This is a genomic window from Bordetella muralis, from assembly GCF_965139205.1.
GTDB lineage: Bacteria > Pseudomonadota > Gammaproteobacteria > Burkholderiales > Burkholderiaceae_B > Bordetella_A > Bordetella_A muralis.
Genome location: NZ_CBCSIU010000006.1, coordinates 186,941 through 208,921, shown reverse-complemented (window position 1 = coordinate 208,921; position 21,981 = coordinate 186,941). Strand labels below are relative to the sequence as shown.

The following is a 21,981-nucleotide window of genomic DNA, read 5'->3' as shown; positions in this document are numbered from 1 at the left end:
CATGAACGCACTCACCCAAGCGTTGGCCACGTACATCGCACAGCCTGATTTGGGCACCCGCGAAAGCGAGGCCATCGCCATTGCCCGCCAGGGCATGACCGACACCATCGCCGTCGCCCTCGCCGGACATCAGGAGCCAGTCACGCGTATCGCGATGGAGTATGCGCGATCCACGCTACAGTCCGGCACACAGAGCGCTCCGCTATGGTTTGGCGGCGCGACGCTGCCATCGCCGCAAGCCGCATTCGTCAACGGCGTCGCAGGTCACGCACTGGATTACGACGACGTCGCGCTTTCTGGCCACCCCAGCACCGTGCTCACGCCGGCCATTCTCGCGGAGGCTCACGCACGAGGCGCCTCAGGAGCCGAGTGTTTGCGCGCCTATGTCGTGGGTTATGAAGTTTGGGCGGAACTGGCCTCGCGCGAATCTGACCCGTATCACATCAAGGGCTGGCATCCCACGGCGGTATTCGGCACTGTCGCCGCAACGGCAGCCCTGGCCTATCTGCGCAAACTACCAGCCTCCGACATCGTCCGCGCACTGGCCATCAGCGCCAGCCTGGCCAGCGGCCTCGTCGCGAACTTCGGCACCATGACCAAACCGCTGCACGCAGGCCGTGCCGGCGCCCTGGCCTTCGAAGCGGTCACGCTGGCCGGCCTGGGATTAAGTGCGGCAAACGACGCACTGGAGCACCATGCGGGTTTCCTGGCCGCCCTATCTCCGCATGGTCATGTCGATCGCGAACGTCCCTATCGGCCTGGCGTCCCCCATATCCTGGCCACGCGCCTGTCCATCAAGAAATACCCCGTCTGCTATTCCGGCCATCGCGTCATCGATGCCGTTCTCGATATCGCGAATGCAGAAAACCTGGATGCCGCCAAAGTCGCGCACATCACCTTGGGTATCGGCCCGGCCCAGGCTTCCATGTTGCGCAACGCGGCCCCCGTCACCGCACTGGAAGCCAAATTCAGCGCGCAATTTGCCGTAGCCGCTGCGTTGATGCGACGTAAAGTGGGGCTGGCGGAATTGAATGACGAGTTTGTCAACGAGTCCGCCATGCACGAGCTCTATCGCAAAGTCGCCGTCGAAATCGTCGAGACACCGGATCCGGAAGACGCCGCATTCGCCCTATACGACACCGTGACCATCGAAATGCAAGACGGCCGCATTTTCCGCTCAGGCGAAATCCGCTATGCACGCGGACATGCTCATTTGCCGCTGAACGAAGCCGATTTGCGTACCAAATTCGATGACTGCCTGGCCGTATGGCGCGCTCAGGCCGGCACGAATGCCGCAGCAATCCCGTCGGCCGGCACGCTCTATGACCGATTGACCAGCCTCGCTCAGATCGACAACATTCGCACCCTGTTTGGAAACTGACTGATGACGCGTACCGACGATATCCCTTGGTCGCTCGAACTCCATACCCTGGCCCAACGCTATCCTGAACAGGTGGCCGTCGACGACGGCCACGCCACACTGAACTATGCGGCGCTCAATGCCCATGCCCACGCGCTGGCGAACGCCTTGTTAAACGATGGCGCACAGCCAGGGGGCTGTGTCGGCATCTACTTGCCCAATGGTATCAACGCGGTCTGGGCAGATTATGGCGCCACCATCAGCGGCGTCTGTCTGGTGCATCTTAATGCCGCCTACACACGTCAGGAAATTCAATGGGGACAACAATTGGCCCCGATGAGCCACATTATCACTGACCGTGCCCATGCCGGCACGGTCAGTGATCTGGGAGCCCGGCTGATCCTGTGCGAAGACATCGCACCACGTCCCCATCCCGATGTGTTGCCCGCCGTCCGTGCCGATACTTGGGGTCGAATCATTTTTTCCTCGGGCACCACCGGCAAACCCAAAGCGCTGGTGTATGACCAGGGACGCCGCTGGCTGGCAGCAGTTCTGCTGCGTGCCATGTTGCCCTTTACCCCCGGCCCTGGATCACGCGTATTGTTGATGACGCCCTATGTGCATGGAGCCTCGATGCAGGCGCGTGCATGGCTGGACTACGGCGGCACAGCAGTGTTGCTCAATGGCGTCGACCTCGAGGCCGTGGGCCGCGAATTGCGCAGTGGCAAACTCGAAGCGATATTCGCCCCTCCTACCGTGCTCGCAAAACTCGCTGCGGCCTTTGAGGGCGAACATTTCCCCAACGTACGCTGCGTTTTCACCGGCACCCAGACGCTCACGCCCAGCCTCTATGCGCGCGCACGTGCGCTCTTTGGCCCTTGCGTTCGCGTCACCTATGGCAAGAGCGAAAACGTCAATCCCATCACCGTACTGGATCCTGCCGCCACCGAAGCCTGCTTTGCATCGGATAGCGGCGAAGGCGCTTGCCTGGGCTGGCCCGCACCAGGCGTACAGCTGCGCATCAACTCGCACGACGAGATCGAATTGCGCTCGTCGCATATGTACGTCGGCCATATCGATCAGGACGGCTTCCACGCACCGGACGCCGATGGCTGGCATCGCACCGGCGACTTGGGTCGCATCGATGAACGAGGACGGCTCTGGCTGCTGGGCCGCATGGCCGACGTCATCAAGACGGGCGGCTATAAAGTCTATCCCGATGAAATCGAAGCCGCGCTCGCCGGCACACCAGGATGCGGCGACATCTGTGTCGTCGCACTGCCCTCCGACTACTGGGGCGAGATCATCGTCGCCGTCGCAGAGCGTGCCGACGACCTCTGGGCAGATCATGCACGGCAGCAGGTCGAGAGTCTCGCACGCTATAAACATCCCCGCGCGCACATCGCGATCGCGGCTCTGCCCCGCAATCCCCAAGGCAAGATCAGCCGACGCGCCGTACGAGACCAGATACTGTCCGAATACGCATTGCACGACGGCCCCTATCCCACCCTGCATAAAAGTTAACAGGTATTCAATCGACCTTGGCGTTAGAGGTCTTTACCGCTTTGCCCCATACGGAGATCTCTCGCGCGATAAATTCGCGCGTGTCTTCGGGGCTGACTGAAACCGTGTCTGCGCCCAAATCGGCGAGTTTGTTCTGGATACCCGGGCGGCTCACGACATCGCGCGTCACCGCGTTGAGCTTGTCGATGACGGGTTTGGGCGTGCCCGCGGGCGCCATCAAGACAATCCACGCTTGCGCTTCGTAACCCGGCACGCCTTCAACGGAGACTGGCTTCACGTCCGGAAACGCCCGCGCAGGCTCCAGGCCACCCACGGCCAATACCTTTAGCGCACCGGACTCGACATGCGGCTTGATAGCAGGACCTGCCTCAAACATCAGCGCCACATCGCCGCTCAACAGCCCCGTCAACGCGGCCGATGCCCCGCGATACGGCACATGCGTCATATTCAATCCCGCTTGGCTCTTGAACATTTCCATCGCCAAATGGTTGGTCAATCCACTGCCGCCCGAGCCGTAGTTGAGTTGGCCGGGATGCTGCTTGATATAGCCCAGCAGCTCACGCACGTTGTTGGCGGGAAAATCCTTGCGCACTACGAGAAACAGCGGCACCATCGCAACCAACGCAACAGGCTCGTAGTCTTTTTGGGCATCGTATGGCAGCTTGCTATAGAGCCCGGGGTTGATTGCCACAGGTCCACTGGCAGTCATCAACAACGTATAGCCATCCGCCTCCGAGCGCTTGGCAGCCTCCATGCCGATGATGCCGCCCGCGCCGCCTCGGTTATCGACAAAAAAAGCCTGTCCCAGGGCGTCACTCAGTTCCTGTCCAACAGCGCGGGCAATGACATCCGTCGTCTGCCCGGCCGGATATGGCACGATCATCTTGACGCCGCGCTCGGGATACGCCGCATGCGCCGTCACCGTGCCTGCCCCCAATCCAATACCCAGCAATAACGCCGCTATTGCTCCACGCATCCTCTGCCTCCTTATTTGGTGGTTTCGGGCGCTGATCTACGCCAACGTCCGTACATAAACATATCACTTATTTGTGATTATGTACGTACATTGTTATGACGCAGTGCGGCATTGCTGAAAACGAGGGCTTACACCGGCTTTGGCTCGATAGTGGTCGGCGCGATGTGGGACACGGCCGATCCGTTCCACAAATCACTGATCTGCAAGAATCAATCCACCGTCGCGCCCGTGAACTTCACGATTTCTGCGTATCGTGCAATATCTTTACGCACGAATTCGCCTAGCTCCTCAGGCGTGCTGCTCACGGCAGTTGCCGCCTCGGCCTCAAGCAGCTTACGAAAATCCGGTGTATCCACGGCCTTGCGCGCAGCGCTGTTCAGCTCTGCAACGACCTTGGGCGACAAGCCGGCCGGACCAAACATTGCGAACCAGGCGTTGGACTCGAATCCCTTGATCGTGTCGCCGATCGGCGGCACTCCTGGGAATTGCGGCAGTTCCGCCGTGCTCGTCACGCCCAGCGCTTTCAATGTCCCGTTCTTGACCGGGGCCAAGGCATTCATTGAGCTCGCGAACATCATATCCACCTGGCCGCCCAGCACGTCCGTGAGCGCAGGCGCCGTCCCCTTGTAGGGGACGTTCAAGATATCCAACCCGGCCATCATCTTCATCCGCTCGCCGGCCATATGCAGCGACGAGCCTATTGCCCCCAGCGCCGTGGTGTACTTGCCCGGATGCGATTTCACTTCTTTAACAAACTCGGCCATGTTCTGCGCCGGGAAATCCTTGCGCGTGACCAGGACACTGGGCACATTCGCCAGCATACTGATCGGCGTGAAATCCTCGATCGTGTCGAACGGCAGTTTGCGATACAGCGAGGCGTTGATGGAAAAACTGGTGAACGTAACCAATAACGTGTTGCCATCAGCGGTGCTCTTGGCCACATAATCCGCCGCGATGTTGCCTCCAGCGCCAGGTTTGTTCTCGACCAACACAGTGCGCTTTAAATCCTGGCCCATGTGCTGCGCAATACTGCGGGCGACGGTGTCCGTCGTGCCTCCCGGCGGCGCTCCTACGACGAGCTTGATCGTATTATTCTGAGCCATCGAGGCCAATGGCATGGCGCCGGCCACGACCAACGCACAGCCGCTTAATACATAACGAGCAGCAATCAACACGGCAGTCTCCGTTTATTCTCTAGTCTGAATTGGGCGAGCATACTGGCAACGCCCATCCTCGGGAATAGGACAATCCTCCTGGCATAGAACAAATGAATAGATAGGGACGATCGACAATCAGCGCCCGGCGGGCAAGTCGAACGAAAACACGGCGCCTTGGCCCGGCTCGTCCAGCAGGCGGATCTCGCTGCGATGCAATTGCAAGATCCGCTGCACAATCACCAGCCCCAGTCCTCCGCCATCGCTGCGTGGCTGACGCAACGCCGATGCCCGCGTAAATAGTCCTGCACGCAGGTCCGCCGGAATTCCCGGACCACTATCGCTGACCCGCACCTCGACCATCTGCCTGGAATTGCCTAGCCGCACCTCGATGTCAGTACCCGGTGGACTGTGACGAATGGCGTTGTCCAATAAATTGGTCAGCACCCGCTCTATCATGCCCAGGTCGGCGCGCACAGGTGGCAGCTCTCTGGGAAAGTCCGTGCTCAGGCGCTGACGCCGCGCCTCGGCCGCCAACTCAAATTTCTGAATCACATCCTGCACCAGCTCGGGCAGTGAAAACGTGTCGATTTCCAGTTGTACCAGGCCGGATTCCAGCCGGGCCAATTCGAAGAGTTCCTGCGCCAGGCGGCCGACTTTACGGCTTTGTCCAAGCGCGATGTCCAGGTAGCGGCGCCGCTCCTCAGCGGCCAGCGACTCATCCTTCAGGCGCAGGGTTTCCAGATAACCGTGCAGCGATGTCAACGGCGTGCGCAGGTCATGCGAGATATTGGCAACCAGGTCGCGCCGTTGTTGATCCTGCCGCGTGAGTTCGTGCCACTGGTCAGCGATTCGCTGTCCCATCTGCGCAAATGCCCGCCGCAGGACGCCGATTTCGTCGCGATGTTTCTCGTCGTCTCCCACGCGATACAGGGCTGCTGCAGCGCTGCCGTCGCCGTCGAACTTGCGTACCGCCTGCGTCAGCTCGCGCAGCGGCCGCGTTATCAGCGCAAATGCCACCAGCCCGGCCACCAATCCAAGCAGCGCGACCAAGGCGATCGACCATAGCGTGGTACGCAACACGGCGCTGGCCGATACCGCCGAGGCCAGGGCATCATGCGCCTCTCCCTGCAGCACGACATAAACATAGCCACGATCCACACCATCGATGCGTACCGGTGCCGCGCTGAATACTTTATGAGCCCCTATATTGCGTGGATCCGCTCCTAGAATAGGCAACGGATCACCCGCCAGGAAACGGCGCACAGGCTCCAACTCGACCCTGTCGAGCTTGACGCGGCCGGCCGGCGCCGCGTCGGCCTCGATGCGGCCATCATTGCCCAACAGATAGACCTCGACGGCTGGGTTCACGGCCATCAACTGATCGAACAGCGTGCGCACCGACTCCGGTTTCCAGCCGTCGGCGTCCATCAATGTGCGGCTGCCGGCGATGTGCTCGGCCAGGCCGCTGGACAACCTCTGCACGACTTCTTGTTGATAACGCTCATTAGCGGCCATGTGCAGCCAGGCCGAGGCGCCACAGCAAGCCAACAACAACAGCGCGAACACTGCGGAAAGGCGCTGGGTCAATGTCAGGTGCTTCATGAAGACTCTCCAGGAGCCGGCGCGGCGAATTTGTAGCCGCGGCCCCATACCGTCAGGATCAGGCTCGGCTCGGACGGGTCAGCCTCGATCTTTGTGCGCAATCGATTAATGTGAGTGTTTACCGTGTGCTCGTAGCCTTCGTGCTGGTAACCCCAGACCTGATTCAACAGATCCATGCGCGAAAACACCTTGCCAGGATGGCGGGCAAAGAAATACAGCAGGTCGAATTCGCGTGGCGTCAGCTCCAGCAACCGGCCTTGAACCCTGGCATCGCGCGCTACCGGATCAATGGAAACACCCGATACGTCCAGACGGCCGGCATCCAAACGCGCATTGCGCACAAGCGCATCGGCGCGGCGCAGCAATGCCTTGACGCGGGCCACCAATTCCAGCATCGAGAACGGCTTGGCCAGATAATCGTCGGCCCCCAGTTCCAGGCCCAGAATGCGGTGCACCTCGCTGGACCGGGCACTGGTGATGATGATAGGCGTGTAGCGCGCCATCGCGCGGGCGCGCTTGCAGATTTCCAGGCCATCAATGCCGGGCAGCATCAGATCCAGCACCAACGCATCCCAATGCCCGGTTTCCAACTGACGCATGCCGGCGTCGCCGTCAGCCGCATGAGTGACCGCATAGCCCTCGTCGCGCAAGTGCAAGTTCAGCAAATCTGCGATATGGGCGTCGTCTTCGACTATCAGGATACGTTTGGACATGGCGGTGCCAGGGATTTTTGACCGGTAACCGCTATTGTCGCCAATTGCGGCAGGCTAGTTATCACATTTAATTTAACTTTGCGTGAGGACTTCGCCATACGGTACGGGCAAGAATGCCCCCATGGCTACTCACTTTTCTCCTCGTCCGCTTGCTGCCACGTCCGACAACCGCGCCGTGCATCCCGTCTGGCTGCGCGTCACGCACTGGCTGAACGTACTGGCCGTCCTGATCATGATCCCCAGCGGCTGGCGTATTTATAACGCGTCGCCGCTGTTCGATTTCGATTTTCCGGCGGCCATCACCCTGGGCGGCTGGCTGGGCGGTGCGCTGCAGTGGCATTTTGCCGGTATGTGGCTGCTGGCCGGCAACGGACTGCTGTACCTGGCGATGAATTTGGGAACCGGCCGCTTGAAGCAACGTTTTTTCCCGCTGTCGCCTCGACACATCGCCGCTGACTTGATTGCGGCATTGCGCGGCCGCCTGTCGCATGCCGATCCGCGCCATTACAACGCCGTGCAGCGGCTGGCTTATCTGTTCGTCATGGTCGACATTGCCGTTCTGGTGCTGTCCGGCCTCGTGCTGTGGAAATCCGTGCAATTTGAAACGCTGCGCGTATTGATGGGCGGCTATGAATCTGCCCGCTATGTGCACTTCATTGCGATGGCGTTGATGGTCGCATTCGTGGCCATACATGTACTGATGGTGGCCCTGGTGCCGCGCACGCTATTGACCATGATTCGCGGCAAATAAAAGGATACGACATGCCCCTGCACAAACGCCCCACCCTGCCCGGACTGGACGAATCGGCCATCTTGCAAGAGGCGCGCAAACTGCTCGCCCCGCGCATTGAGCAACCCACACGCCGTGCTTTCCTGCAACGCACGCTGAGCCTGGGCGGACTGGCGTTGCTGTCGGGTTGCAGCCTGAGCGACAACGACAGTGTGGAACAAGCCCTGACCGCCGTGTCCCGCTTCAATGATCGGGTACAGGGATGGATTTTCGATCCCACCCAATTGGCGCCCACCTATCCCGAGTCCATGATCACGCGGCCGTTTCCCTTCAATGCCTACTATGGCATCGACGATGTACCGCAGATAGATGAGGCGGATTATCGGCTGGAATTGAGCGGTCTGGTGGCCGACAAGCGCCCCTGGCGTCTGCATCAGTTGCGTGCCATGGCACAGGTCGATCAGGTCACACGCCACATCTGCGTAGAAGGCTGGAGCGCGATCGGCAAATGGGGCGGCGTACGGTTTTCGGATTTTCTGCGCAGCGTGGGCGCCGACCTGCAGGCCAAATACGTGGGTTTCCAATGCGCCGACGACTATTACACCAGTATCGACATGCCCACCGCCCTGCATCCACAGACCTTGCTGACCTTGACCTATGACGGCCAGCCCCTGCCTGCCGAATATGGATTTCCCATGAAGCTGCGCATGCCGACCAAGCTTGGCTACAAGAATCCCAAACATATCCAGGCCATCTACGTCACCAACACGTTTCCTGGTGGTTATTGGGAAGACCAGGGCTACAACTGGTTCGGTGGCAGTTGACGTTTTCTCACCCCCCGCGGCAGTGCCGCAACAAATAGGAGTTCTCCATGAAAAAAAGCGCGATCTATGCAATGTCGATGTGCCTGGCTCTGGCTGCCGGCGGCGCCTATGCCGCAGACAATATGAGCAAGGATGGCATGGCCAAGGACGGCATGTCCAAGAGCTCGATGTCCAAGGATGGCATGTCCCATGATGGCATGAAAAAGGATAGCTCGATGTCCAAAGACTCCATGTCCAAAGATGGGATGAAGAAAGACAACATGTCGCACGATGGAATGAAAAAAGACAGCGCGATGTCCAAAGACAGCATGTCCAAAGATGGCATGAAGAAAGACGGCATGTCCCACGACGGAATGAAAAAGTAAATCGATGCCAACGTGACCACGGTGCCCGCGCTGGCGGGTTCCGCCGGCCGCGTGCCGCGGAGCAGATCATGAAATCAACTCGCAGGTTTTTCCTCACCGCCGGCGGCAATGCTGCCTTGGCCGCAGCGCTGTACACACTGACCGGTCCGAGCGCACTGGCCCGTGCCGAACCGGAAAATTTTGCGGTCATGCACAGCGATGCCGAATGGCGTGCCCTGCTGACCCCGATGCAGTACGCAGTATTACGCCACGCCGAAACGGAACAGCCCTATTCCAGCCCGCTGGACCACGAGCATCGCACCGGCACCTATGCGTGCGCGGGCTGCGGGCAAGCGCTATTTGCTTCACAGACCAAATTCGACAGCGGCACCGGTTGGCCCAGTTTCTGGCAGCCTCTACCGCATGCGATCGGCACCACGCGCGACCGCAGCTTCGGCATGGTGCGTACTGCCGTGCATTGCGGACGCTGTGGCGGACACCTTGGCCACGTATTCGACGATGGGCCCAAACCCACGGGATTGCGTTACTGTATGAACGGTGTCGCCCTGGCTTTCACCATCGCGGTATCTTGATCGACAGCCTTACAGGAATTTCATCATGAACCCGACACTCGCCACGCAAGCCAGAAAAACGGGCACGCCCTCCCGCCGAGTCTGCCTCAGACTGGCCGCGGCAGCCCTTATCACCGGCGCCGCCTCGTTTTTCCTGCAGCCGCCGGGCCATGCTGCCGAGGCCGTATTTCACATTCCACAGCCCGAGCAGGATCTGTCTGCCAATTCAGCCAAAACAGCCACCGCCGTGCTCGCTGGTGGATGTTTCTGGGGTGTACAAGCCGTCTTTCAGCACGTAGACGGCGTCACCCAGGCGCTATCGGGCTACGCCGGAGGCAGCGCCAATACTGCCCAGTACGATACGGTCAGCACCGGCCGGACAGGCCATGCCGAGGCCGTGCAGATCACCTACGATCCTAGCCGTATTACCTATGGTCAGCTGCTGCAGATCTATTTCTCGGTGGCGCACGATCCCACCCAGCGCGATCGCCAGGGGCCGGATGTGGGCACTCAATACCGGTCGACTATTTTTCCGGTGGACGCAGACCAGCGACGTGTGGCAGAGGCCTATATTGCCCAGTTGAATCGCTCGGGAATCTACAACCGCCAGTTGGCGACTACGGTCGAGAACCTGGATAAATTTTATCCCGCCGAAGACTACCATCAGGACTATCTGGTTCGGCATCCCGACAGTCTGTACATCGTGATCAACGACCAGCCAAAAGTAGAAAACTTGGCCAAGGAATATCCTGATCGCTATCGTCAGACGCCGGTATTGGTGGGCGGCTGATTCGTTCTGCCTATCTCGCAGGCCCAAGAAATTCCGTCAGCAACGGCCGACCCGCAAAATAAGCGCTCAGATTGTCGCGAACGAGAGCCCCCATCGAGGCGCGCGTTTCCCTCGTTGCACTCGATTGATGGGGCTGCAGAATGACGCTATCGAGGTCACCGAACTCCCGTGCGATATTCGGCTCATTATGAAAGACGTCAAGTGCAGCGCCAGCAATCAGCCGCTCGCGCAAATACCTTAGCAAGACAGGTTCGTCAACGATCGCGCCACGGGCGACATTAATTAACATTCCATCACGCCCCAAGGCGTCGAGCACCTGTTTGCCGATTACGCCGCGCGTGTCGCTATCAGCGGACGCACAGATCACGAGGAAGTCCACTTCAGCAGCTAACGCGACCACGTCGGAGAAATACCGATAGCGCACATCATCGAAACGGCATCGATCGTGGTATGCGACTTCAAGCTTGAATGCTTCTGCTCGCGTGGCCACTGCGCGTCCCACGCGGCCGAGGCCCAGTATGCCGACACGCTTGCCCCATACGCGTGTTGTCAGGCCAGGGCCGCCCTCGGACCAGCGCCCCTGCCTCACGTAGCTATCACACTGCGGAATACGCCGAGCGCACGCGAGCAGCAAGCCGAATGCCATATCTGCGACATCTTCCGTCAACACATCTGGCGTGTGGGTCACGCGGATATTTCGCCGCCGCGCGTGTGCGACGTCGATTGCGTCGAGTCCGACACCAAAGCTGGCGATGAGCTCGAGGTCCGGGAGCAAATCCATCGTCGCCGCGTCGGCGCCGTGCTCGCCGTCAGTCGCGAGCGCGCGCACACCTGAGCCGAATTTCCGAAGGAAGCTTACCTTGTCGGTTGCCTCCCACAGACGGTGAACGCTGTACGTTTGCTCGAGAATCGCCATATCAGCCGGCGTATATGGCCGTACAACAATCAAGGGCTGCTTGCTCATAAGATCATAATCAGTAGAAGAAGTGGGTATTCATCGTCCCTGCGAGCCGACATCGCGGAAGCGAATCTTTCGCGGCATCGCGTAGGCGATGAGTAAAGCCGTTACGGCGCACGTCAGTGCGATCGTGTAGAGACCCATTGATGCGCTGCCGGTCACCTCCTTGACCTTGCCCACCATATACGGTGCGATGAGCCCGCCGATCTGCCCGATCGAATTGATGAGCGCCACACCCGCAGCGGCCGCCGCCCCCGTCAATACGCGTGCGGGGAAAATCCAGAAAATGCCAAACGACGCGATCACACCGGTCGCCGCGATCGTCATGCCAATGACGAGAATTACCGTATTGTTTCCGTACGCCGCGCTGAGCACATAGCCGATGGCCGCCGCCAATGCGCATCCCGTGAGGTGCCAGCGGCGCTCACCAGTACGGTCCGACGTCCTGCCCAACAAAATCGTGCCAACCAACGCGACGACGTACGGCAGCGACGTAATCAGGCCGATCATGAACGGATCGGTGGTACCAGCTGTCTTGATCAACTGTGGCATCCAGAACAGAAAGCCGTAGATGCCCATGCACAGCCCGAAATAAATAAGCGAGAACAGATACGTGATTGGCAGCTTCAGCGCCGCAGCGAACGAATGTGTACTGCCCACTTGGGAGTCGCGCGCAAGGATCTCGCTCAGACGCCGCTTCTCGTCTTGCGTGAGCCACTTCGCATCCTTGACGTGATCGTCGAGTACCAGCAGCACGATCACGCCCAGCAAGATCGACGGCACGCCTTCCAGCAGAAACAGCCACTGCCATCCTGGCAAGCCGTGCACACCATCGAAGTACTTGAGAATCGCACCTGAAACCGGCCCTGCGATAATGCCGCACAGCGCGATGCTGCCGAAAAATAGATTATTGATCCGTCCACGACGCTCGGCCGGAAACCACCGTGTGAAGTAATAGAGCACACCCGGCACGAAACCGGCTTCCAGTACACCGAGCAGGAAACGCAAAAAGTAGAACATATTTTCCGAGCGCACGAACATCATCCCAGCCGAGACGAGGCCCCACGTAACCATGATCCGCGCGATCCAGAGGCGCGGACCCACCTTCACCAAAATGGCATTACTCGGAATTTCGAATAGTAGGTAGCCGATAAAAAAAGCACTGGCACCGAGACCATAGGCGGCGTCGCTCAGGCCGATATCCGATTGCATCTGCAGTTTGGCGAAGCTGACATTTACCCGGTCCAAGTAAGCGACGACGAAACAGGCGAGGATTAAAGGAACAATACGCCAACTAACCTTGTTAAGAATTCTGGCCTCGTCGAGCAGATCGGCAGGCTGTTCGCCTGCCACCAATGATGCTTGCATTTTGTGTCTCCAATTTATTTTGTAGTGCTGGTTAAAACAACCCACTTCTAACGACTGCACCTGCTTGCGCTAACCACGACCTATAAAAGGCATTGCGGTCGCCATGACGGTCATGAACTGAACGTTGGCTTCCAGGGGCAGGCTCGCCATGTAGGCGACGGAACGTGCCGCGTGCGACACATCCATGACCGGCTCAATCGCACGTTCGCCATTCGCCTGAAGCGTGCCTGCGCCCATCTTCGCCGTCATGTGAGTCTGCGCATTGCCGAAATCGATCTGGCAGACCGCTATGCCGTATTGGCGTCCGTCCAGCGCACAAGCCTTTGTCAATCCGCTGACCGCGTGTTTGCTGGCGGTGTAATCAGCAGAATGCAGCCGTGGAACGTGTGCCGAAAGCGAGCCGTTATTGATAATGCGTCCGCCGCTAGGGCTCTGTGCACGCATCTGGCGGAACGCCGCCTGCGTGCAGAGCAGCGTGCCCGTTACATTGACATCCATCAATGTCTTCCACCGGTCGATGGACAATTCCTCTACCGACACCCCTTCCACGCCGAGGCCCGCGTTATTAAAGAGCAGGTCAAGGCGCCCGAACGCCTCTCTCGTAACGTCGAACAGTTGCTGCACCGACGCCGGATCGGCCACGTCAGTGGGTACCGCGATCGCGCGGGCCGCATCGCCCCCGGCTTCGCAATACGCATGCACCACTTCATTGAGTGCATCCTCGCGTCGGCTGGCCAGTGCAACGCACCAGCCGTCATCGAGCAACGCACGTGTAGTGGCTCGGCCGATTCCAGTGCTCGCCCCGGTCACGATTGCTACCCGGTTATGCTTCGCGCCGTCGGTTGGTGTTCCTTGCTCCATGTCATATCCTCCTTTTTTTGGCATGCGCGCTAGCGTGCTTGTCGAGTTCCAGCACTTGTATTAAGGATTAGCTGGGCGCGCGTGCGAGCACGAGCTAACGCTACGCGAGCTCGATCTTTCCATCGACGAGACGATTGACCTTCCAAGGATTCGTCGCTTTAAGCGCCTCGGGCAACAACGCCTCTGGCACGTCCTGGTAGCTCACCGGCCGCAGATAGCGGCGAATCGCGAGACTCCCCACCGAAGTCGAGCGCCCGTCGGCCGTGGACGGATAGGGTCCACCGTGCACCATCGCATGCGAGACTTCGACACCCGTGCCAAAGCCATTGACGAGCACCCGCCCCACACGCCGCTCCAGAACGGGCAGGAACGACCGCGCCACCGTGTAATCCTCTTCATCGATATGCAGTGCCACCGTCAGCTGTCCCTCCAGCGATTCAATCAGGGCCTGCATTGCTTGCAAATCCGGACAACTTACGATCAGCGAAGCGGCACCGAAAATCTCTTCACGTAACGAGGCGTGCTCGCGAAACGCCTCAGCGGTCGTCAAAAAGAGCGCACCCTGCCCTTCGTTCACACCGGCCGCCGGCTGCGCGCGCGCCAACGTTTGCACCTGTGGGTGCGCAGAGAAGTTCGCTACGCCCGTCTCGAACGCCCGATGGATACCCGGTGTGAGCATCGTTGCGGCCGGTGTGCGAGCCAGCGCCTCCGACGCCGCCGCCACGAACCGATCGAGTGCCGGCCCTTGCACCGCGAGGATCAACCCCGGATTCGTGCAGAACTGGCCGGCGCCCAGCGTCAGCGATTGCACGAATGCCTGCGCAATGGCTTCGCCGCGCTGTTCGAGCGCATGAGGAAACAGGATCACCGGATTGATACTGCTCATTTCGGCGTATACCGGAATCGGTTCGAGACGCGCCGCAGCAACAGCCATCAGATCCGTTCCCGCCTGGCGCGAACCGGTGAAACCCACCGCCTTGATGCGCGGATCGCGCACAAGGGCTTGACCGATTTCGCGGCCACTGCCGAACAGTAGCGAGAACGTCCCCGCCGGCATACCACAGTCTTCCACGGCCTGGCGCACCGCCCCGCCCACAAGCTCTGATGTACCGGGGTGAGCCGCATGCGCCTTGACGATCACGGGGCAGCCCGCCGCGAAGGCGGAAGCCGTATCGCCGCCCGCAACGGAAAAGGCGAGCGGAAAGTTGCTGGCGCCAAACACCGCGACCGGCCCGAGCCCGATATGGCGCATGCGCAGATCGACTCGCGGTAGCGGCTTGCGTTCCGGCTGCGCCGGGTCCATACGAACTTCGAGAAAGTCGCCGGAGCGCACGACGCCCGCGAACATGCGCAATTGGCCAACCGTGCGGGCACGCTCGCCTTCGATTCGTGCGCGCGGCAACCCCGACTCCGCAACGCAGCGCTCAATGAGCTTGTCGCCCAGCGCGAGAATATTGGTGGCGATCGTATCCAGGAATTCCGCGCGAGCTTCCAGACTCGTTTCTCGGAATCGGTCGAACGCGGACCACGCGAGCTCGCAGGCAGCGTCCACGTCCTCGAGTGTGGCGCCACCGAAACCAGGCGCGAGGCGTTCGCCGCTTGCAGCGTCGAGCGCATACGACACACCGTTGGTTCCGCGCCGCACATCCTGGCCAATCAATAGGTTTCCTGCAATGTCCATTTCCATTTCCTAAATGGGGCAAATCGAGCCCCCGAATGCCAAGCGTCGAGATTCACGTGTGCGCAAGCGCAGCACGTCCCGGCCATGCTCCACCTGCGCGCTTCACAACGACGCTTCAAGCATGGCGCGGTAATCTGCCGCGGAGGCCTCGCGCGGATTGGTCTTGTGGCTGTGATCCTTGAGCGCGCCCGCGATGATGTCCGGAAACATCTCGGGCGTGACGCCCAGTTGCGCGAGCCCGGTGGGCAAGCCGAGCCGCTGCGTCATGGCACGCACCGACGAAGCCACTTCATTACCGTTGCTCACACCCATTGCCATTGCGATGCGGTTGAGCTTGTCCTCATCGCGTACGGAAGGAGCATCCTCGTTAAAGGCGAGCACAGCCGGCAGAAAGATCGCGTTCAGCGTGCCGTGATGAAGGCGCGGATTGATGCCCCCGAGCGAATGGCTCAGGCTGTGCACGCAACCGAGGCCCTTCTGGAATGCGAGCGCACCCTGCATCGACGCGCTCATCATGTTCATGCGCGCGACGCGGTCGCCGGGCTCGCGCGTCGCGCGCTCGATATGCCGCCACGCGCGCCACAATCCATCGAGTGCGATGCCGTCCGCAGGCGGGTTAAAAGCGGGGGCAAGGAACGTTTCGATGCAATGAGCGATGGCATCCATACCCGTTGCCGCCGTCAATGCGCTCGGCAAGCCCATTGTCAGTTCGGGATCGCAGATCGCAACGCGCGGCACCACGAACGGCGAGATCACACCGACTTTGCGGCCATCGTCAAGAATCAGGATCGCGCCGCGGCCTACTTCGCTGCCAGTGCCGGCCGTCGTCGGCACCGCGATGACCGGCGCGGTTTTCGCAGTGATGTTTGCCACGCCGCCTTCGATCACGGCGAAGCGCTGCAGCGGACCATCGTGCGTCGCGCAAACGGCCACGCCCTTGGCCAGATCAATGGAGGAACCTCCACCTACAGCGATGATGCCATCGCACTCTCCGGCCTCATACACCGCCACGGCTTCGCGCACGGCGGCCTCGTTCGGATTCGGCGGCGTACCGTCATAGATCGTTGCCGGCGCATCGCCCGCAAGCGCCTCAAGCACCGTATCGATAATGCCCGCGGCGCGCACCCCCTTATCGGTCACAATCAATGGCCGGCGTATGCCCACGCGTTCGCATTCACTCTTAAGCAAACGGACGGCACCAAAGTCGAACTGAATTTGCGTGATGTAGTTGATGAGAGACATGGCAATAAGCTTTAGTTATACTGGATGAACGCAATGAATACGTTGCTGTGGCACAAGACACGGACCGCCCTGGAATCAGGCGGCGCTTTACGCCTTAAAATGCTGCGCTGACCGAGTATAGGAAAAAGATTACTGCGCAGTAATTGAGAAGTTCTAATACGGGTATAACTTTCTCTCAACCCCATGATACCCCCGCTCAATTCCATCATCTCCCGGCTGCACCTGAAGCAATTGCGGCTTTTGATTGCGCTCGGCGACCACGGCTCACTGCTCAAGGCCGCGCAGCAGGTCGCGCTCACGCAGCCTGGCGCCAGCAAGGCCCTGCAGGAAATCGAAACTACTTTCGATACGCCGCTATTCAACCGCACCAACCGTGGACTCGAACCCAACGAGACCGGGCATTGCGCGATCCGTTATGCGCGCGTGATTTACGCAGAGCTTGCGCATATGCGCGAGGAAATGGTGGGGATCCAGGGTGGCCGTGTGTCGGTTGGCGTCATCATGGGAGCAGTGCCGCTCCTTACCGATGCAATCACGGCACTCAATCCGGACCTGTCGGTCGAGATCGTGGAAGACACAAGCGCAGCCCTGCTGAGTCTGATCGATGTGGGCCGGCTCGATCTTGCGATCTGCCGTACAACAATAAGCCCGACGCCACAGATTTACGATTCGCTCAAACTGCAGGACGAAACGCTCGCGGTGGTTGCAAACGTGCAGCACCCACTCAGGCGGACGAAGCGGCTCACACTACAGGATCTTGCCGAATACCGCTGGGTGGTGTATCGCGCGAACATGCCGATGCGCCTGCTACTCGAGCGCGAGTTCAGGGACGCCGAAATCCGCTTTCCGAGGCATCTGCTGGAAACGACCTCCGTGTTCGCCACCCTCGCGATTCTGCAAAGTAATCCGTCATTCGTCGCGCTTGTGTCCATCGACGTCGCGCAGTTTTTTGCCCGTCACGAGATGACCTGCATTCTTTCGCTCAATCTAGCCTCACGCAGTGAACCCTATGAACTCGTTACGCGAAAAGGCGCGCCGCTCTCACAAGGAGCAAGACTGCTAATCGAAGCGCTGCGCCGCGACCAAGAGATTAAAAATTGAAACGAGCCGCTCAAGATACGTGAATCGGAAAACGGTCCAGCGGCATTACAGCAATAGTATTTCGGCGATGATTAAAGCCAATCTACAGAACCGCTGATACTATGGCGTCAAAGCAGCAACCAAAGACTGATTGCAGTGTCTTCAATTTGGGTAGCTAGGTGGTAGCCAGCCCAAAAAATGAAGCAAAAGAGCAAAGTCAATTCCTTGAAATTAAAAAATTTTGAACAGAATGAAACTCGCCACCTGGAACATTAATTCCCTGAAAGTCCGTCTGCCCCAAGTCCTGGACTGGCTTTCAGCCAACCCCGTCGACGCACTCTGCCTCCAAGAGCTCAAGCTCACCGACGACAAATTCCCGTTGGACGCATTCACCGAGCTGGGCTACCAAGCCGTCTGGGCCGGACAAAAAACCTACAACGGCGTTGCAATCATCTCGCGCGAAACCGGCTCCGCCATGGTGCGCAACATCCCGACGATGGACGACCCGCAACAGCGCGTGCTGGCCGTCACCCTGCCCGCGCCGGGCGGCGACGTGCGCGTCATTTGCGCCTATTGCCCCAACGGACAATCGCTGGATTCCGAGAAATATCCCTACAAGCTGGACTGGTTCCAGCATCTGAACCGCTGGGTCGCGCAAGAACTGAAAAACTATCCGCGCCTGGCCTTGCTAGGCGACTACAACATCGCCCCAGCCGACGAAGACGTGCACAATCCTGCGAAATGGGTAGGCCAAGTGCTGGTCTCTGAACCGGAACGCGAGGCCTTTCGCGCGCTGATCGACCTCGGCCTGGCCGATTCATTCCGCAAATTCGAACAACCCGAAAAATCCTTTACCTGGTGGGATTACCGGCAATTCGGTTTCCGGCGCAACGCGGGTCTGCGCATCGATCATATTCTGCTGTCCGAGCCTTTGATCAAGCAGTGCACCGCCTGCGTCATCGACAAGGAACCGCGCGCGAACGAACAGCCCTCGGATCACGCGCCCGTGATCGCTACGCTGAATCTCGACTGAGGTATTTCTCGGACTGTTCGGTCGTGGCGACGGGCAGTCCACGCCTCTGCGCAGCCCGCCCACGACTCTGACCGTTCCTGCATGCAAAGGCCTGTGCGGCGCTAAACCGTGAGGTAGGCAAACGGCAGGACCAAAAGGATTGGACCAACGGACAGAGACTGCAGGATGTTCGAAAAATAATCGACGACGGCCGCCCTGATCAGGCCTGCACGGGCGTCCACTTTTCGGTTTCAGATATGCTATATTTTGACGCTTATCGGGGCGGTAGCTCAGCTGGGAGAGCGTCGCGTTCGCAATGCGAAGGTCGGGAGTTCGATCCTCCTCCGCTCCACCAAAATTCCCAGTTAAAACAAGGCACACGTCTAGCGATGTAGTGCCTTGTTTGCGTTATAGAGCAGGTTTTGCCACAACGGGTGTGGCAAATTTGTGACAAGCATCATGCTTCCCGGCTGCCTGTCGTCGCTCCGCATTGCACGACATCGCCCATCTATTTATAGGCGCAAGCAACTAACCTGTTCCAGCTATCTCATGAAACAGATGCGAGGTCTGCTTCAAGCTCTCTAATTGCGATGCTGATATTCCGGTCAAAGGCCATTTCTACCTGCTCATCGCTCATTCTTCGTACTCGATGTTTTGGAAGTCGCATCAGAAGAATTTTCCTCTTTTGTCCGACATCCATTACATCGAAGTTAGGGATATATCTATGCATTTCCGTCTGCCTGCGTCTGCTTTCGTATAGAACTTTTATCAATGATTTGGGGCAGACTTTACTATTCAACGCGAATCTCAGCAGTAGCGAATCTACCGTATTCATGACGGCACGCAGACACGAAGTATCATTGATCTGAGAGAAATAAAACACCCAACCCAGTCGACGCTCTTTGAATATGCATCCGGTGAGGCGTAAATTCAACCTCCAAATGAATCTGGACAGCGCGCGATCCCGCTTCTCTTTGGTGTTCGCAGTGGCAAGATTATGTCTATACGATGTGAATATACCGGCCAAAGATGACTCGAATTTCAGGACACTCTCTCGTCGAATAGAAATTGAACCATTGGTGACCTGATAGCCCAAGAAAGAAAAAGACTCGGTCAAGGAGCCAACCTTAGATTTCGAATCATCTTTATCAAAAGGATGCGGTTCCAGACCAAGGCTCTTCAGCGCCGAGATAACAGCATCCCCAATCTGCCGTCCTTTTGCAGCCGGAGTGAGGATCAAGATATCGTCAACGTATCTTTTATACCAGCATTGCCCGTTTCCTCCGAACAATCTGTCTATAGTTGTTAGCGCAATCTCAGCCAAAATATTAGAGATAGACAGCCCCTGCGGCACCCCCCTCAATTCCCTTTCAGCTCCCGTGCCCTTCCTTCCACTGGGAACAGTGGGATTCTCCACCGCGCGCAGAATTAAATCGACTATTTCTTTTTTTCTAATTTTTCTCTTAATCGAGCGCAGGAGGAGATCATGAGGAATAGACGGATAAAAATCCTTTAGATCTATCTTCACGTACTCCGAATACTCTCCCGAGCGCAAAGCTTCAGAGAGCGACCCAATAGTTAGCTGGGGTAGCTCTAATCGCCTATCTGGATAGACGACTGCCAATAGGTCGCACAACCCTCGTAATACTATTCGGTCCCGAACCGTTGGTATTGAAATAACCCGAGGAAACTTACCCTTCCCCTTAGAAATCAACTTTTCTTTATAGGGCGTGAACTTATAGCTTCCAGCCAAGACTTTTCGACTGACAATCTTAAGCTGTTCGTCCTTAGACTTTTGGAAGCCTCCTGGGCGCACTCGATCCAAACCTATAGCGCCAGAATCCTTTACCCTGTCCTCATAGATTTTCCCTAAATTTCCGAACCAAAAAATATCGCGAAATTCTTTAGCAGCGCTCATAAAAGGAGAAAATTATGAACAGTGGGGACAAATACAGGAAAGCCAATACAACGACACGCCAGATCAAATAGCCATACGCCGAAATGCATTCGCGTTTAACGGGATGACGCGAACATAGCTCTGCAGCATGCAGCACGCGAAATACCTTATCGTCAATCCCGCGATGATTCTCTACTTGCCCAAGAAGGTCGTGATATTTCCCGATCACATCGTCGTCTAGCGAAGAGGCACCCAGACCATCGTACAACCGCTGTAAATTCTGATAATTTTGACACATAGCAATTCCGCGTCCACGAAAATCCCTGTTTGCCACTGCCATAGAGATCCCGAGAAGAAAAACGCCCAAAAGCGCGGAAATAATATCTGTATTTGAACCCAGAATAGTGGGGTATCGAATAGCGACTATGGCCAAACCAGCGCTCAGTAGCGCATACCACACTAATAAGATTTGAGAATGCAAATCGGCTCTTGAAAGTCGAATATGTGCCTGAATCCGAGCTTTATATGTGAACCAGATCTTATTTTTAATATCCTGCATTCAACGCCTCATAGGTAGTTAGAGGAGGAGAGACGAGGAGATTGCAGAACAGTTGAACATCCCCGAAGGGATCAGCGAGGAGGCCTCGCAACGACCGGAGTCGTTATTTATTAGATCCACCCTTGTAAGCAAGAGAAAGCACCCGTCCCTCCTCGCTGCAGAGTAACAAAAAAAAACTGGATGCGCCAGACTGTTTGAAATCCTCTGCTCACCTAAACCCACCTTGCGCTTCACACTGCCCCACGATGACACTCGTGCTGAGAACGTTGAGAACGGCTTCGATACAAAGCAAGGTGGGCAGACTCGATCTCTGTCACCTCTGGAGACCCAACGCGAGTGCTTTGGGGAAGCGGACCCTTACGGGCCTCTTCACACAGCGATTCAGAGTAGTTCCGGCGAAAGACCTCATGCAGTCGCGGACATAGATCGAACAGACGAAAGATATCGCCCAGTGTGACATCTGGCTCTACAGCGACTTGCTCGAACAGGTATCCAATGGCATTTTCTGTCACGCCGACCCTGCCAGGCGGCCCCGGATCATCTATATATGTGTAAAACGTGTCAGTCGTAGACCAGCATGCAGAGTTAAGCTCATCATGATCAGAGAACCTTATGTCTTCACCTAAGTAGGTCTATTTGTCTACCGATACCCTCATGCAGCGATCTCGGCTATTTTGAGTAGCCCCAAAGCGGGTAGCCAATTTGACTCGGATTTTGAGCTATTTGACCCA

The 21,981-nt window shown here is 58.1% G+C and carries 20 protein-coding genes and 1 tRNA gene; 10 read left to right on the top strand and 11 right to left on the bottom strand.

Annotated features, from left to right (window positions below; all coding sequences use genetic code 11):
* Nucleotide 1: 1 nt before the first annotated feature.
* Nucleotides 2-1,381 (top strand): MmgE/PrpD family protein, encoded by a 1,380-nt coding sequence (locus ACNA0I_RS11965; protein WP_415806226.1) that lies wholly within the window; start codon nucleotides 2-4, stop codon nucleotides 1,379-1,381.
* Between the two features lie 3 nt (nucleotides 1,382-1,384).
* A complete protein-coding gene (locus tag ACNA0I_RS11960) occupies nucleotides 1,385-2,884 on the top strand; it encodes a class I adenylate-forming enzyme family protein (protein ID WP_415806225.1) in 1,500 nt (499 codons plus the stop codon).
* Nucleotides 2,885-2,891: 7 nt separating this feature from the next.
* On the opposite strand, the gene ACNA0I_RS11955 is transcribed toward ACNA0I_RS11960, so the two are convergent.
* From ACNA0I_RS11955 to ACNA0I_RS11940, 4 genes are all read right to left on the bottom strand, one after another.
* A complete protein-coding gene (locus tag ACNA0I_RS11955; RefSeq protein ID WP_415806224.1) occupies nucleotides 2,892-3,860 on the bottom strand; it encodes a Bug family tripartite tricarboxylate transporter substrate binding protein in 969 nt (322 codons plus the stop codon).
* A gap of 209 nt (nucleotides 3,861-4,069) precedes the next feature.
* The gene (locus tag ACNA0I_RS11950; RefSeq protein ID WP_415806269.1) at nucleotides 4,070-4,978 is read right to left on the bottom strand and encodes a tripartite tricarboxylate transporter substrate binding protein; all 909 of its coding nucleotides are present in this window, start codon (nucleotides 4,976-4,978) and stop codon (nucleotides 4,070-4,072) included.
* 174 nt (nucleotides 4,979-5,152) lie between these two features.
* Complete coding sequence (locus tag ACNA0I_RS11945) at nucleotides 5,153-6,619, bottom strand: sensor histidine kinase (protein ID WP_415806223.1); 1,467 nt, start codon at nucleotides 6,617-6,619, stop codon at nucleotides 5,153-5,155.
* Nucleotides 6,616-7,332, bottom strand: coding sequence for a response regulator transcription factor (locus ACNA0I_RS11940; RefSeq protein ID WP_415806222.1), 717 nt, complete (start codon nucleotides 7,330-7,332; stop codon nucleotides 6,616-6,618). The genes ACNA0I_RS11945 and ACNA0I_RS11940 overlap by 4 nt, the downstream gene beginning before the upstream one ends.
* 121 nt (nucleotides 7,333-7,453) lie before the next feature.
* Between ACNA0I_RS11940 and ACNA0I_RS11935 the strand changes: the two genes are divergently transcribed.
* The 5 genes from ACNA0I_RS11935 (at nucleotide 7,454) to msrA (ending at nucleotide 10,592) form a co-directional block, all read left to right on the top strand.
* Complete coding sequence (locus ACNA0I_RS11935; protein WP_415806221.1) at nucleotides 7,454-8,083, top strand: cytochrome b/b6 domain-containing protein; 630 nt, start codon at nucleotides 7,454-7,456, stop codon at nucleotides 8,081-8,083.
* Nucleotides 8,084-8,094: 11 nt separating this feature from the next.
* The gene (locus ACNA0I_RS11930; protein WP_415806220.1) at nucleotides 8,095-8,886 is read left to right on the top strand and encodes a molybdopterin-dependent oxidoreductase; all 792 of its coding nucleotides are present in this window, start codon (nucleotides 8,095-8,097) and stop codon (nucleotides 8,884-8,886) included.
* Nucleotides 8,887-8,933: 47 nt separating this feature from the next.
* Nucleotides 8,934-9,251 carry a pentapeptide MXKDX repeat protein gene (locus ACNA0I_RS11925; RefSeq protein WP_415806219.1) on the top strand — a complete coding sequence of 106 codons (318 nt, stop codon included), beginning with the start codon at nucleotides 8,934-8,936 and terminating at the stop codon, nucleotides 9,249-9,251.
* A 68-nt stretch (nucleotides 9,252-9,319) separates the two neighbouring features.
* Nucleotides 9,320-9,823: a peptide-methionine (R)-S-oxide reductase MsrB gene (gene msrB / locus ACNA0I_RS11920; protein WP_415806218.1), complete on the top strand. Its 504-nt coding sequence runs from the start codon at nucleotides 9,320-9,322 to the stop codon at nucleotides 9,821-9,823.
* A 25-nt stretch (nucleotides 9,824-9,848) separates the two neighbouring features.
* The gene (gene msrA, locus ACNA0I_RS11915) at nucleotides 9,849-10,592 is read left to right on the top strand and encodes a peptide-methionine (S)-S-oxide reductase MsrA (RefSeq protein ID WP_415806217.1); all 744 of its coding nucleotides are present in this window, start codon (nucleotides 9,849-9,851) and stop codon (nucleotides 10,590-10,592) included.
* Nucleotides 10,593-10,602: 10 nt separating this feature from the next.
* On the opposite strand, the gene ACNA0I_RS11910 is transcribed toward msrA, so the two are convergent.
* The 5 genes from ACNA0I_RS11910 to ACNA0I_RS11890 all read right to left on the bottom strand — a co-directional run bounded on the left by ACNA0I_RS11910 (nucleotide 10,603) and on the right by ACNA0I_RS11890 (nucleotide 16,702).
* Complete coding sequence (locus tag ACNA0I_RS11910) at nucleotides 10,603-11,556, bottom strand: 2-hydroxyacid dehydrogenase (RefSeq protein ID WP_415806216.1); 954 nt, start codon at nucleotides 11,554-11,556, stop codon at nucleotides 10,603-10,605.
* A 30-nt stretch (nucleotides 11,557-11,586) separates the two neighbouring features.
* Nucleotides 11,587-12,918 carry an MFS transporter gene (locus ACNA0I_RS11905; RefSeq protein ID WP_415806215.1) on the bottom strand — a complete coding sequence of 444 codons (1,332 nt, stop codon included), beginning with the start codon at nucleotides 12,916-12,918 and terminating at the stop codon, nucleotides 11,587-11,589.
* Between the two features lie 69 nt (nucleotides 12,919-12,987).
* On the bottom strand, nucleotides 12,988-13,779 hold the full coding sequence (locus tag ACNA0I_RS11900; protein ID WP_415806214.1) for an SDR family oxidoreductase: 792 nt from the start codon (nucleotides 13,777-13,779) through the stop codon (nucleotides 12,988-12,990).
* Nucleotides 13,780-13,879: 100 nt separating this feature from the next.
* On the bottom strand, nucleotides 13,880-15,460 hold the full coding sequence (locus ACNA0I_RS11895) for an aldehyde dehydrogenase (NADP(+)) (protein ID WP_415806213.1): 1,581 nt from the start codon (nucleotides 15,458-15,460) through the stop codon (nucleotides 13,880-13,882).
* 102 nt (nucleotides 15,461-15,562) lie between these two features.
* Entirely contained in the window at nucleotides 15,563-16,702 is a 1,140-nt protein-coding gene (locus ACNA0I_RS11890; RefSeq protein ID WP_415806212.1) for an iron-containing alcohol dehydrogenase, read from the bottom strand.
* A gap of 183 nt (nucleotides 16,703-16,885) precedes the next feature.
* On the opposite strand from ACNA0I_RS11890, the gene ACNA0I_RS11885 reads away from it, so the two are divergent.
* From ACNA0I_RS11885 to ACNA0I_RS11875, 3 genes are all read left to right on the top strand, one after another.
* Nucleotides 16,886-17,803 carry a LysR family transcriptional regulator gene (locus ACNA0I_RS11885; protein ID WP_415806211.1) on the top strand — a complete coding sequence of 306 codons (918 nt, stop codon included), beginning with the start codon at nucleotides 16,886-16,888 and terminating at the stop codon, nucleotides 17,801-17,803.
* 229 nt (nucleotides 17,804-18,032) lie between these two features.
* Nucleotides 18,033-18,815, top strand: a complete 783-nt coding sequence (gene xth, locus ACNA0I_RS11880) for an exodeoxyribonuclease III (protein WP_415806210.1) — start codon at nucleotides 18,033-18,035, stop codon at nucleotides 18,813-18,815.
* Nucleotides 18,816-19,073: 258 nt separating this feature from the next.
* A tRNA-Ala gene (locus ACNA0I_RS11875) sits at nucleotides 19,074-19,149 on the top strand.
* Between the two features lie 192 nt (nucleotides 19,150-19,341).
* On the opposite strand, the gene ACNA0I_RS11870 is transcribed toward ACNA0I_RS11875, so the two are convergent.
* Together ACNA0I_RS11870 and ACNA0I_RS11865 are read right to left on the bottom strand one after the other, a co-directional pair.
* Complete coding sequence (locus tag ACNA0I_RS11870) at nucleotides 19,342-20,712, bottom strand: reverse transcriptase domain-containing protein (RefSeq protein ID WP_415806209.1); 1,371 nt, start codon at nucleotides 20,710-20,712, stop codon at nucleotides 19,342-19,344.
* Nucleotides 20,699-21,250 (bottom strand): SLATT domain-containing protein, encoded by a 552-nt coding sequence (locus ACNA0I_RS11865; RefSeq protein ID WP_415806208.1) that lies wholly within the window; start codon nucleotides 21,248-21,250, stop codon nucleotides 20,699-20,701. Before ACNA0I_RS11865 ends, ACNA0I_RS11870 begins: the two co-directional genes overlap by 14 nt.
* Nucleotides 21,251-21,981: the final 731 nt, after the last annotated feature.

What these genes read in the sequence shown, in the direction of transcription:
- msrB (WP_415806218.1), top strand. Translation starts at nt 9,320, where the DNA reads ATGAAATCAACTCGCAGGTTTTTCCTCACCGCCGGCGGCAATGCTGCC.
- msrA (WP_415806217.1), top strand. Translation starts at nt 9,849, where the DNA reads ATGAACCCGACACTCGCCACGCAAGCCAGAAAAACGGGCACGCCCTCC.
- ACNA0I_RS11900 (WP_415806214.1), bottom strand. Translation starts at nt 13,779, where the DNA reads ATGGAGCAAGGAACACCAACCGACGGCGCGAAGCATAACCGGGTAGCA.
- ACNA0I_RS11895 (WP_415806213.1), bottom strand. Translation starts at nt 15,460, where the DNA reads ATGGACATTGCAGGAAACCTATTGATTGGCCAGGATGTGCGGCGCGGA.
- ACNA0I_RS11930 (WP_415806220.1), top strand. Translation starts at nt 8,095, where the DNA reads ATGCCCCTGCACAAACGCCCCACCCTGCCCGGACTGGACGAATCGGCC.
- ACNA0I_RS11935 (WP_415806221.1), top strand. Translation starts at nt 7,454, where the DNA reads ATGGCTACTCACTTTTCTCCTCGTCCGCTTGCTGCCACGTCCGACAAC.
- ACNA0I_RS11960 (WP_415806225.1), top strand. Translation starts at nt 1,385, where the DNA reads ATGACGCGTACCGACGATATCCCTTGGTCGCTCGAACTCCATACCCTG.
- ACNA0I_RS11925 (WP_415806219.1), top strand. Translation starts at nt 8,934, where the DNA reads ATGAAAAAAAGCGCGATCTATGCAATGTCGATGTGCCTGGCTCTGGCT.
- xth (WP_415806210.1), top strand. Translation starts at nt 18,033, where the DNA reads ATGAAACTCGCCACCTGGAACATTAATTCCCTGAAAGTCCGTCTGCCC.
- ACNA0I_RS11910 (WP_415806216.1), bottom strand. Translation starts at nt 11,556, where the DNA reads ATGAGCAAGCAGCCCTTGATTGTTGTACGGCCATATACGCCGGCTGAT.
- ACNA0I_RS11885 (WP_415806211.1), top strand. Translation starts at nt 16,886, where the DNA reads ATGATACCCCCGCTCAATTCCATCATCTCCCGGCTGCACCTGAAGCAA.
- ACNA0I_RS11890 (WP_415806212.1), bottom strand. Translation starts at nt 16,702, where the DNA reads ATGTCTCTCATCAACTACATCACGCAAATTCAGTTCGACTTTGGTGCC.
- ACNA0I_RS11965 (WP_415806226.1), top strand. Translation starts at nt 2, where the DNA reads ATGAACGCACTCACCCAAGCGTTGGCCACGTACATCGCACAGCCTGAT.
- ACNA0I_RS11950 (WP_415806269.1), bottom strand. Translation starts at nt 4,978, where the DNA reads ATGCCATTGGCCTCGATGGCTCAGAATAATACGATCAAGCTCGTCGTA.
- ACNA0I_RS11870 (WP_415806209.1), bottom strand. Translation starts at nt 20,712, where the DNA reads ATGAGCGCTGCTAAAGAATTTCGCGATATTTTTTGGTTCGGAAATTTA.
- ACNA0I_RS11955 (WP_415806224.1), bottom strand. Translation starts at nt 3,860, where the DNA reads ATGCGTGGAGCAATAGCGGCGTTATTGCTGGGTATTGGATTGGGGGCA.
- ACNA0I_RS11940 (WP_415806222.1), bottom strand. Translation starts at nt 7,332, where the DNA reads ATGTCCAAACGTATCCTGATAGTCGAAGACGACGCCCATATCGCAGAT.
- ACNA0I_RS11905 (WP_415806215.1), bottom strand. Translation starts at nt 12,918, where the DNA reads ATGCAAGCATCATTGGTGGCAGGCGAACAGCCTGCCGATCTGCTCGAC.
- ACNA0I_RS11945 (WP_415806223.1), bottom strand. Translation starts at nt 6,619, where the DNA reads ATGAAGCACCTGACATTGACCCAGCGCCTTTCCGCAGTGTTCGCGCTG.
- ACNA0I_RS11865 (WP_415806208.1), bottom strand. Translation starts at nt 21,250, where the DNA reads ATGCAGGATATTAAAAATAAGATCTGGTTCACATATAAAGCTCGGATT.